Origin of the sequence: Legionella quinlivanii (assembly GCF_900461555.1) — a bacterium.
GTDB lineage: Bacteria > Pseudomonadota > Gammaproteobacteria > Legionellales > Legionellaceae > Legionella_C > Legionella_C quinlivanii.
Genome location: NZ_UGOX01000001.1, coordinates 3,367,265 through 3,379,362, shown reverse-complemented (window position 1 = coordinate 3,379,362; position 12,098 = coordinate 3,367,265). Strand labels below are relative to the sequence as shown.

Below are 12,098 nucleotides of genomic sequence, written 5' to 3'. Positions count from 1 at the left end.
TCTGACTTAGTTCAGGTTTAGATCTGGATTGCTTCACTTTGTTCGCAAAGACGACATATTTGTTGCTTGGTTCTATTCACACAACAATGCTTGCGGAATGTCAAAGCAGGTTCAAGACTCCATCGCCTCAGCCATCAATAAATTAGCTGTGATTTCCTGATGTTGTTTATCATCCACCAATACTTTCTGCGAGAAATGGAGAATAACCATGCTTAAGGGGAGTATCAGGAGAATATCCTGTGGGAAGTTAAGCCTGCCTATGCCGCCAAAAGTGCCCAGATAGGAAACCAGCAGCATCGAGCCCATGTAAAATGCAAACCAGTAAAGGCTTTTATCTGTAAAGGCGAGTTTTTTTCTTTGACAGATTCGATTAATAATAAAGCCAATCAAGAGCGCTAAATCAAGCTTCCATAGAATATCAAATCCACACCAGTACAACATCAGATTGCAGGCATAAAAAGCGGCATGACTGAAGAAGTGGCTGGCAGACAGGCGAAAGGGTCTTTCACGGTTCGGTTGCAATTTACGCATTGCCAATAAACAGACCGGGCCGATACCGTAAGATAAAATACTGCAGGAAGATAAAAAGGCTACCATCTTCTGCCATCCGGGAAAAGGTAAGAAGGATAAACATCCCACCAGCAGATTAGCGTAAAGGGTAATATAAGGAATGCGGTGGCGGTTTAAGCGGGTGAAAAATTTGGGCAGGTGATTGTTCAATGCCATGCCGTATACGATTCGCGAAGTAGCTGCGGTATACACCAGGGTGGTACCAAAAGGGGAAAACGCGGCGTCAAACATCAGCAGCATGGCGACAAGCCCAAGACCTAATAATAAGCTTAAACCTACCAGGGGCCCGCTATCGCCCGGAAAGCTCAGGTTATGCCAGCCATTGGCCAGATAGGAAGAAGGTATAGCAACCAGAAAGCTAAGTTGCAGCATGAAATACAATACAAACCCAATAAGAACCGCGCCAAGAATCGCTATCGGGATATTGCGTTGCGGATTCTGCACCTCGCCTGCCAGCATCAGACCATTTTGAAAGCCGGTAAAGGCAAAGGCTACACCGCCGGCGGATAATGCAGTGAATATTTGCACCCAGGCCGTTTTGTCATTGAGATGAATATCGATATTTCCCATCGAGGGAGCACTGGAGATCAGAGCGACGATGGCGATACTTGGAACCAGAAACTTAATGATACTGGCGAACTTGTTGCATTCCGCCAGCATTTTTATCCCATAGGAATTAAGAAATACCACAAATAGCATAATAACCACCGCAATAAAATACCCCAGCCCCGAGAGGGTGAAGCTGCTGGCGTTTTTAACGATTAATGCGGGAAAAAAATGACTTGAATATTGCAATATGGCCTGAATTTCAATTGGGGTCATAACCACATAGGATAACCAGGAAGTCCAGGCGAATAAAAACCCGACCTCATTGCCGTGAGTAAAGCTGGGGTAATTCGTCATGCCGCCGGAAATGGGGAACATGGCTCCGAGTTCGCAAAGAGGAAGTGCGATAAACAGCATAAACAAGGCAGCCAGCACCCAGCTAATCAATGCGTTGCTTCCCGCCATCTGCGCGCTGATAAAGGGGCTAAAGAGCCAGCCGGAACCGATCATGCCTCCTGCCGCAGCGATTAAAACATTGGTTCTTGATATGTCGCGCTTTAACAAGATGACTTCCTTCCTTTCTTGGGGGGATTAAAAACTATATACAACAAGTGATTGCTTTGGCAACAAGTCTTGTCAGATAGCAAAAATTATTTTATGGGCTAAAGTTAAAATATAAGTTTAAATCCGGGAGAGGTCATGCGTAATAGAAATGTTAAAGAAATCATTGATGAACAGGATAATGAGGATACTGTTGTTTTAGCGCCAGAAAATAACGCACAGGAAAGCCTGCATTTCTGTGATGAACTGGGGCAGGACGAAGAGTTTGATGTGATTAGGTCTATGAATTGAAAAATCTCTTCCACTGAAAGGGATTGTAAATGGTAGAAAATAATAAGCCGCATCCAGATAACAAGTCATTGCAACCGGTCGAGCCGCCGGCCAATGGGCATTATGAAGGGCAAATTTTCGATATTCTGTTACACTCCTGGCAAGGCCGCTTTACCGGATGGTTGTCGCCTGCGTCAGTGTCGCTTGCTTTTTTTGACTGGCTTTCTCATTTCAATATGGCGCCCGCCAGGCAAATTCATATCGCTCGAAAGAATTGGCAAAATCTAATCAGATTATTATTTTTCGCTATCCATTGCCAACAGAGTAATACTAGCCTGACTGAACATTGCATGCAGCTAAAACTGGAGGACAAGCGGTTTAAAGAAAAGTCCTGGCATAATTTCCCTTTCTCATTGTATGTTCAGCAATTTTTAATGATTGAACAGGCGATTAACGAAATGACCTGGAATATTCGCGGCGCCACACCTCACCATTTGCGGGTGGTTAATTTTGTTCAGCGTCAGTTTCTCGATATCTTCTCGCCCAGCAATTTTCCCTGGACAAATCCGGAAATACTGGAAAAGACCTTTGAGACGAAAGGGCAGAATTTTCTTGATGGTGCCGCCAACCTGATGGACGATCTGTTCAGGGAGTGGCTGCATCTGCCCTCAAAAGAAATGGAAAAATTTAAGGTGGGTGTGAATCTTGCGGTGACTCCCGGAAAAGTGGTGTTCAGAAATCGCCTGATGGAGTTGATTCAGTACTCTCCGACCACCGCAAAAGTGTATCCGGAACCCATATTTATTATTCCTGCCTGGATCATGAAATATTACATTCTTGATCTTTCAGCGCATAATTCGCTGGTTCGATATCTGGTCAGCAAAGGCCATACCGTTTTTATGATTTCCTGGACAAATCCTGGGCATGACGATCGCGACTTTGGTTTTGATACTTATGTTAATCATGGGATTCTGGAAGGTTTACAAGCTATTTTAAATATTGTTCCAGCCCAGCAAGTGCACGCTGTAGGATACTGCTTAGGCGGAACCCTGTTAAGCATGGTCGCGGCTTCTCTGGCAGGCCGATCCGATGATCGTTTTAAAAGCATGACTCTTTTTGCCGCGCAGGTTGATTTCAGAGAACCTGGCGAGTTGCAATTATTTATCGATCACAGCCAGGTGACTTATCTCGAGGATATTATGTGGGAGCAGGGGTATTTAAACGGCAAGCAAATGACTGGTGCATTTAGTATGATCCGCTCCAATGATCTGGTCTGGTCAAGAATCATTCATGATTATTTTTTGGGCGCACGCAGGCCCTTAAATGATTTAATGGCCTGGGACCATGATACCACTCGGCTACCCTATCGTTTTCACTCGGAATACCTGCATAATTTGTTTTTAAATAATGATCTGGTTCAGGGACGATTCCGTGTGAACCATCGGCGTATTGCTTTAAGTGATATTCGCGTGCCCATATTTCTTGTCGGCACGCAAACCGACCATATTGCTCCCTGGCGTTCAGTCTATAAGCTTCATTTGTTCACTGACACTGAAATTACCTTTGTGCTGACCAGCGGCGGGCATAATGCCGGGATTGTCAGTGAGCCAGGTCATCGAGGCCGCAGTTTTCAAATTCGTACGCGTAAACCGCATGACAAATACCTCACCTCCGATTGCTGGCTTGAAAAAGCTCCTTCCTATCAAGGCTCCTGGTGGCCGGTGTGGCAACAGTGGCTGGTTGAACAATCCGGAAATCAGATTCCTCCTCCTCCAATGGGCAATGCAGAAAAAGGGTATCCTCCTCTTTGCGATGCGCCTGGAACCTATGTGTTTCAAAAATAGTAACTGTCCTAAAAATAAACTAATTACAAGATAAAAGTCTGCGTGTATAATATCGGACCATTACTAATTAAGTTGTATTCAGAGTTTACATGCCGAAGAAGAAAGCCGAGGCGAGTGCGCCGTGGAAACGGGTCATTATTCAACGTTCAGTATTAGCCGGATATTCCAAGGGTCCGAAGCCGGTAAAGAAGCTAGCCAAGGCTTTAAAGGGGCAGCAAACGCAATCGGCATACTATGAGAAATTAAAAGATCGCGACGGCCTGGCGAGTGCACGCTTAAACGAAGCGGATCGCGCCTTGTTGGTTGAGTTCGAGGTGAATGGCGAAAAGAGCCTGGTTATAGCGGATATCGCGGAAAATCATGAATACAAGAAATCGCCGCTGTTCTCGGACAAGGCGGGTGTCGAAAAGTACCGTCAGAAGTATGGTCCATCGATAATCAGGCAGATTGAGGAGTTAATGGCAGAGGAAGCGCTGGAAGCGGCGCGCCCTGCGGCGGGTCCTGTGCAAAAAACGCGGCCGCTGGTGACTCTGGACTATTATAATCAGCGCGTAATTCGCTTAAGCAGTCAGCAGGAAGAGATTTTAAAAGTAAGACCGCCGGTGGTCATTCGAGGCGCTGCGGGCTCAGGGAAGTCCTGTCTGGCGGTGTCGCGCATTCTTGAGCTGATTGCGAGTCTTCCTCCTGATTCGGCGGGAAAAATCCTGTATGTAACACAGTCGCCGGAATTAGTGAAGGCGATGCAGGCGATATGGGATAGCTTATCGCTGCCTGAAACGCTTAAAAACCGGGTTGAATTTAAGGCCTATGAGACGGTAGCGCGAGAGCAGCAATCCGCTGATTTTGAAGGGAAAAGGCTTGCGGTTAAGGAGGATTTTGAGCAGTGGCTGAAAGATTATGTTGGGAAATGCCGAGATAGATTAAAGCCTGCGGCAGCAGCCGCCGGGAAAAAGGGGAAAGGCAAGAAAAAGAAGGCCCAAGTCCCAGATGATGCGAATGCGCAGCTGGACCGATTTTTAAAAGAAGGGCATGAGCTGTATCAGGAGTTTCGTCTTTTATCGGGTTATTTTCTCCCTGAGGGTTATCTTGGTCTTGGAACACAGAACAGTTTATATGCGCATCAGGACGACCGGCAGTGGATATTGGCCGCGTATGAGAATTATCAGAACTATCTTAAAGACCAGCGTCTGGTCGCACTCGATTTCTTAAAGTTTAAGCCGCGGGACCCGTATGATTTGGTATTGGGCGATGAAGCCCAGGATTTATCGGGTCTTGAGCTGGAGAATCTGCTGCTGTTAGCCAAAGATGGACAGTTATGCCTGTGCATGGATACCCACCAAAGCCTTTTTGACGAGCTGTCGAAAGGGCCGCTTATTGAAAACATGATGCAGCGCTATGGATTACCGCTTTCGTCGGTTGAGCTGCCGCATTCTTACCGCTGTCCAGAGAATGTGGTGCATTTTGCCAATGAGGTGATTAAGGTAAAGAATCAGGTGGTGGGCGGCCGCGCTGACAAACATGAGCTGTCCGAAATCAAGATGTCGCCTGAGCAGGCGAAGACACCGGGTATTGTGCACTGGTTAAAGCAGAGTCCGGAAGAATTAAAGACCTTAAGGGACATGGCAAAGCAAAGTAATTTTGCCATCATTACCCTGCCGGAATATAAAAAGGAGGCTCAGGAAAAATACCCGGGGGCGGTTCTGGTCTTCACGGCTGAGGAAATCAAGGGCCTGGAGTATGAGAATGTCATCCTGTACCGCATGCTGGATAACGACTTATGCCGTGAAGCGAGCCGTGAATGGACGGATGGCAAAGTACCGACCAATCGTGTCAAGCGCGGCTGCGGCGACAGCCGTTTTGGTCCGCCCTTAAATAAATTTTTTACCAGCAGTACGCGAGCCACCAAACGCCTGTTTATCGACCAGGGTGATGATTATCCGTTAGCCCCGCTGTGTAACGCCTTTAAAAAAGGGATCAAGACCCCCGAAACCGCCTTTTTAAGCGATCCGAATTTAGAGCAAACGGAAGCAGAGCGCCTGGCGCAATGGGAAGAAGAGATTTGCCGGCTGTATCAGAATGGCAAAAAAGACATGGCGAAAAATGCCTTTGATCGAAGTCTTAAAAACCAGCGCTCCTATGCGGATTATGATGATTTCCTGCTGACTAAAGGCCTGATTAAAAAAGAAGAGCCGCCTGTTGAAAAGCAGGAAGAGGTTGAGGACCAGAAAAGACCTGAGATCTTGCCGGCTGTGGCCAAAGCCGCAGGATGCTCTCAAAAAAGCGATGATTTGCAGAAAGAAAAAGCAGTTCCCAGGGCAGCGAATAAAAAGCAGGCGGCTAGTAGCCAACCGAAGCAGGAAGATAAAGGTAAACAAGCCGCTGCCCCCAAAGCAAAGCCTAAAGAAACCACGGCCAGCTTGTCGCGTAAGCCTGTTTCATTGGCAAATACAGATAAAAAATCGAATAGTACCCTGCCTTTTGGGCCGCTGGTTCGTTCGCCTGCATTTTTTAACCCGTCTTCCAGTTCAAGGATAACGGGAATAACGGACGGGAGGGGGGTATTACAGGCTGCGCCGTCCACGGTTCCAGCAAGAGTTCCGGAGACAGATCCGGTTTATCAAAAGATGAAAGGATTTCTGGACAGTGTATTTGGCAAGTCTGGGAATAGCGCTCTTGATCGGTATTTTTCCTGCAAGGACGAGAATTGCTTTTTGATTATGATGAGTAAAGATGAGAGCAAATGGAGGGCATTCCGAAGATATTTGGAAGAACATGAGTCCAGTTTGAGTCAATGGTTTCCCTTGCAAAAATTGTTTGAGATAGCACCGGACAGTACAAAAAGCCGTTTTGAAACAATAGCCCGCAATCCGGTGGGGCTGCAAATGCTGGAATTAATCTTTTCTCTTGTTCCCATCGATCGGGATGTGCGAAGCATATTCACCACCATGTGTCAGGTCTTCTTTACGGATCTAAAGGGGCTGAATTGGAGTGAGGTAACTGCAGAAAACCATTTTCTTATGCATCTGGCAGGAAGTGCAGATGGCATCAGCCTTTTTCAGACAATTGTAGACAGCAGTTTTTTCCCTGGGATGAAGCTGCAGGATAAATCAGGCAATACCTTTCTGCATTGGGCTATTGAAAATAACAGAGAAGATCTGGCGTCGATCATTATTAGCTCCAGACACGCGGCATTACCTGGAGGAGACCGTATAATACCTGGCGCCAATCCAAAGGTTATCTTTAGAGTGGCCAATAATCTTAATTTGACCCCCCTTGATTTGGCTAAAAATAAGAATGCCGTGAATTTACTTCCTTTATTGGAAGCCAGAGAGAAAAGGATATTGGAAGCTGAACAGCGAAGAGCGAGTCGATGGAGTCCCTACCCAAATCTTCAGGTTCAACCAGTCTCAAGAATCCTTTTTCCGGGAGATGATCTGGATCAAGTGTTAAGGGAGCTGGAAAACAAGGGGCCTTCCTAAAATGGAACTTGATATAAACCGCTGCCATTATTGAGATTACCAGACTTTCTTATCAATGTTCATTTCAGAGCCACATCCTCAAGGTTCGATGATTTTACTAATTGAGTAATGCTCCTATATTCTTTGTTTTCTTTTGAGAAAATTCTACAGATGCTTGGTTTGTCGTGAATTGTTTGATTGAAGGTGGTGCTTTATGTATAATATTGGGCCATTGTGATTTAAGTTGTATTCAGAGTTTACATGCCGAAGAAGAAAGCCGAGGCGAACGCGCCGTGGAAACGGGTCATTATCCAACGTTCAGTATTAGCCGGATATTCCAAGGGTCCGAAGCCGGTAAAGAAGCTAGCCAAGGCTTTAAAGGGGCAGCAAACGCAATCGGCATACTATGAGAAATTAAAAGATCGCGACGGCCTGGCGAGCGCACGCTTAAACGAAGCGGATCGCGCCTTGTTGGTTGAGTTCGAGGTGAATGGCGAAAAGAGCCTGGTTATAGCGGATATCGCGGAAAATCATGAATACAAGAAATCGCCGCTGTTCTCGGACAAGGCAGGTGTCGAAAAGTATCGTCAGAAGTATGGTCCATCGATAATCAGGCAGATTGAGGAGTTAATGGCAGAGGAAGCGCTGGAAGCGGCGCGCCCTGCGGCGGGTCCTGTGCAAAAAACGCGGCCGCTGGTGACTCTGGACTATTATAATCAGCGCGTAATTCGCTTAAGCAGTCAGCAGGAAGAGATTTTAAAAGTAAGACCGCCGGTGGTCATTCGAGGCGCTGCGGGCTCAGGGAAGTCCTGTCTGGCGGTGTCGCGCATTCTTGAGCTGATTGCGAGTCTTCCTCCTGATTCGGCGGGAAAAATCCTGTATGTAACACAGTCGCCGGAATTAGTGAAGGCGATGCAGGCGATATGGGATAGCTTATCGCTGCCTGAAACGCTTAAAAACCGGGTTGAATTTAAGGCCTATGAGACGGTAGCGCGAGAGCAGCAATCCGCTGATTTTGAAGGGAAAAGGCTTGCGGTTAAGGAGGATTTTGAGCAGTGGCTGAAAGATTATGTTGGGAAATGCCGAGATAGATTAAAGCCTGCGGCAGCAGCCGCCGGGAAAAAGGGGAAAGGCAAGAAAAAGAAGGCCCAAGTCCCAGATGATGCGAATGCGCAGCTGGACCGATTTTTAAAAGAAGGGCATGAGCTGTATCAGGAGTTTCGTCTTTTATCGGGTTATTTTCTCCCTGAGGGTTATCTTGGTCTTGGAACACAGAACAGTTTATATGCGCATCAGGACGACCGGCAGTGGATATTGGCCGCGTATGAGAATTATCAGAACTATCTTAAAGACCAGCGTCTGGTCGCACTCGATTTCTTAAAGTTTAAGCCGCGGGACCCGTATGATTTGGTATTGGGCGATGAAGCCCAGGATTTATCGGGTCTTGAGCTGGAGAATCTGCTGCTGTTAGCCAAAGAAGGGCAGTTATGCCTGTGCATGGATACCCACCAAAGCCTTTTTGACGAGCTGTCGAAAGGGCCGCTTATTGAAAACATGATGCAGCGCTATGGATTAGCGCTTGCGTCGGTTGAGCTGCCGCATTCTTACCGCTGTCCAGAGAATGTGGTGCATTTTGCCAATGAGGTGATTAAGGTAAAGAATCAGGTGGTGGGCGGCCGCGCTGACAAACATGAGCTGTCCGAAATCAAGATGTCGCCTGAGCAGGCGAAGACACCGGGTATTGTGCACTGGTTAAAGCAGAGTCCGGAAGAATTAAAGGCCTTAAGGGACATGGCAAAGCAAAGTAATTTTGCCATCATTACCCTGCCGGAATATAAAAAGGAGGCTCAGGAAAAATACCCGGGGGCGGTTCTGGTCTTCACGGCTGAGGAAATCAAGGGCCTGGAGTATGAGAATGTCATCCTGTACCGCATGCTGGATAACGACTTATGCCGTGAAGCGAGCCGTGAATGGACGGATGGCAAAGTACCGACCAATCGTGTCAAGCGCGGCTGCGGCGACAGCCGTTTTGGTCCGCCCTTAAATAAATTTTTTACCAGCAGTACGCGAGCCACCAAACGCCTGTTTATCGACCAGGGTGATGATTATCCGTTAGCCCCGCTGTGTAACGCCTTTAAAAAAGGGATCAAGACCCCCGAAACCGCCTTTTTAAGCGATCCGAATTTAGAGCAAACGGAAGCAGAGCGCCTGGCGCAATGGGAAGAAGAGATTTGCCGGCTGTATCAGAATGGCAAAAAAGACATGGCGAAAAATGCCTTTGATCGAAGTCTTAAAAACCAGCGCTCCTATGCGGATTATGATGATTTCCTGCTGACTAAAGGCCTGATTAAAAAAGAAGAGCCGCCTGTTGAAAAGCAGGAAGAGGTTGAGGCAGTCGAAACACAAGCTGAATGCCCGGTCGTTGCAGCAGAACCTTCGAAGCCGGCGGAGGCTGTGCAGGAAGAGCAGGCGCCTTTAAGTGTCGCTGACAAAAAGCAAAGCTCTAATCGCCGCTCGAATAGAAGGAATAGAGGCAATCAAGCCGCTACTCTTAAAACCGAGCCGAAAGAAACCACCGCTAGCTTATCGCGCAATTCTCAAAGTCTGTCGCAAAGAATTGATTCTCTACCCACGAGAAATACGCTGGGTCGTTCGCCTAAATTTTTCGACTCCGGACCAGGAGAAAAATTTGGCTTGCCGGGCTCTCTCGAAGAAATCAAAATGCAATTAATGAGCGTGGCAAATGAGCAGGCTGCCTATCAGGACGAATTGATGAACGCTTTGCAGAAGCGCAGCTCATTGGAGGAAAAAGGCGCTGCTTTAAAAGCGCAATGGGCGTCGCTGCAACAGGAAAAGCAGGAGCTAATAGCAGGAAAACCGCGGCTGTCCAAAATAGAAGAGAAGATTCAAACCGATTTAAATAATTTGTTTAATTCTTTCACCGAAAGCACTTTGGATAATACGTTTAAAAAGAAGCACCCGCAGGAAACTATTTTTAGATGGCTGCTTTTAACTGAAAATGGGGGTAATGATTGTTTTATTTCCAGATTAAAAGGAGATAATGATAAATGGATGGCGTTGAAGCGTTATTTTATAAATAATCCTCTGGAGCTGGAGCATTATTTTTCTTTAAAGGAACTGGCTAAAAGAGATCCCCGTTCAGGTAATACTTATTTTGAAATTTTATGCCTTAAACAACATGGCCTTGATTTCCTTAAAGAAATATGGGATTCAATGTCAGTCCCTGAGATGCTGGATTCAGCAACGCTGTTCGCATTTAAAGAGATTTTGTTTGCTGCTGCTCCGGGCAATACATGGGATGATTTGATTGGAAAAAATAATGTATTGATGTATTTGTTAAATCATCCAACAGGACGTCCCTTGCTCAAAATCCTGTTCAGCAGCCCGCTGTTTCCCACTTTATGCTGCAAGGACAAAGAAGAAAATACCCTATTGCATTGGGCGGTAAGCAATCAGCGCGTGAACATTATTATACCGATTATGGCCGCCAGAGCGAGCGCTCTAAAGGAGGGATTTGTCAAAGAAGAACAGGATGTATTTGGGATGAAAAATAAAGAAGGTTTAACCCCGCTTGAGCTGGCTAAAAAATTAAATCTGCATCTTTCATTAAACGCATTGGATTGCTCACGTTACGAAAACCCTGCGCCCAAAAAAGAGAATGCTCCAGTATACGATGAACAGTATTTACGAACCAAAATACAAGAGATCTCCACAACAAGAGGTCCGATTCTTATCCCTGCAGTTAAACAATTATCAGGCGAGATTAACGATCTTGAGTTTGCAAAAACAAAGTATACGCGAAAATTATTGTTAAATAAAAATTTAACCAAAAAAGGGGAGCGTGATAAAAACAAATTAAACCTGCGAATCCGGGTCATAGAAGGATTAATAAAAGAAAAGCAAAAACAACAAAACGAAGAAATAAGAGATGCGAGATTAATGGCAGTGTCTAATTTAACCAGACGCAGACTAAGTGTTAAGGAAATCTATGAAAATCTGGACATGCTGACCATTAACATCCCTCCTGATTTGCTATATACATTTTTAATGGCCGCCGCAAATCCCAATGATCTCCCTCTGCTCATGCATCTGTTTAAAAATAATTCCGATGGCATAAGTTCCTGGAAGTGCTTTCAAAATTATCTGGAAGAGAATCCTGTTCTGGTTAATTTCAATTTTTCTCTGGATGAGTTATTCAGGCAGTATCACGATCTGGGTAAAACCCGTTTTGAATTACTTGCGCGTAGAAGGGAAGGATTGGACTTTTTGTACCTGATTTTTACTATTCTCTCTATTCCGGAAAAAGTGACTATAGAGACACACAGGAATATTATGGCCAACCTGTTTGCCGATATTGCTATCAAGCAATGGGGTAGTCTGGAAGAGTCTCAGTCTTTACTGATGTATTTACTTAACCGTGTGCAGGGGCGCTTTGTACTATCAAAATTACCTGCGGATCTGCTCTTCAATCTAATTAGCCAGCAGGACTCCCAGTGGAACAGCTTACTGCATTGGGCAGCCGCTAATCAGCGTGCTGATTTGATTTCGATGGTTCTGGAGCTTAAGCAAAGAATGCAGGGAAAAGCCTCGATACAGCAATTTATAGATTTGAAAAACGAAGCAGGTGAGACAGCGCTTGATATCGCCAAAGCGCATAATTTTGCGCAAGGCATTACGCTATTGACTGGGCAAACGGCATTAAAACCAGGCCTTGCGTCTTATTCCTCGCTGTATCATTCTCCAGTGACCATTGCAGCAGGTTCTAGCTCATCCTCCGCTGCTTTAACCGAGACTGGTTCGGTTACCTTGAGTTAAAGTTGCCTGTTTT

Annotated in this window: 5 protein-coding genes; 4 read left to right on the top strand and 1 reads right to left on the bottom strand. The window is 46.0% G+C overall.

Features of this window, described 5'->3' with window-relative positions:
- Window positions 1-111 precede the first annotated feature (111 nt).
- Entirely contained in the window at window positions 112-1,680 is a 1,569-nt protein-coding gene (locus tag DYH61_RS14405) for an APC family permease (protein WP_058507026.1), read from the bottom strand.
- A 135-nt stretch (window positions 1,681-1,815) separates the two neighbouring features.
- Here DYH61_RS14405 and DYH61_RS15720 point away from each other — a divergent pair, with 135 nt between their 5' ends.
- From DYH61_RS15720 to DYH61_RS14390, 4 genes are all read left to right on the top strand, one after another.
- On the top strand, window positions 1,816-1,968 hold the full coding sequence (locus tag DYH61_RS15720) for a hypothetical protein (RefSeq protein ID WP_157072289.1): 153 nt from the start codon (window positions 1,816-1,818) through the stop codon (window positions 1,966-1,968).
- Between the two features lie 29 nt (window positions 1,969-1,997).
- Window positions 1,998-3,791, top strand: a complete 1,794-nt coding sequence (locus tag DYH61_RS14400; protein WP_058507027.1) for a PHA/PHB synthase family protein — start codon at window positions 1,998-2,000, stop codon at window positions 3,789-3,791.
- An 89-nt stretch (window positions 3,792-3,880) separates the two neighbouring features.
- Window positions 3,881-7,270, top strand: a complete 3,390-nt coding sequence (locus DYH61_RS14395; RefSeq protein WP_115343315.1) for a UvrD-helicase domain-containing protein — start codon at window positions 3,881-3,883, stop codon at window positions 7,268-7,270.
- 240 nt (window positions 7,271-7,510) lie between these two features.
- On the top strand, window positions 7,511-12,085 hold the full coding sequence (locus tag DYH61_RS14390) for a UvrD-helicase domain-containing protein (RefSeq protein WP_115343314.1): 4,575 nt from the start codon (window positions 7,511-7,513) through the stop codon (window positions 12,083-12,085).
- The last annotated feature ends 13 nt before the right edge of the window (window positions 12,086-12,098 follow it).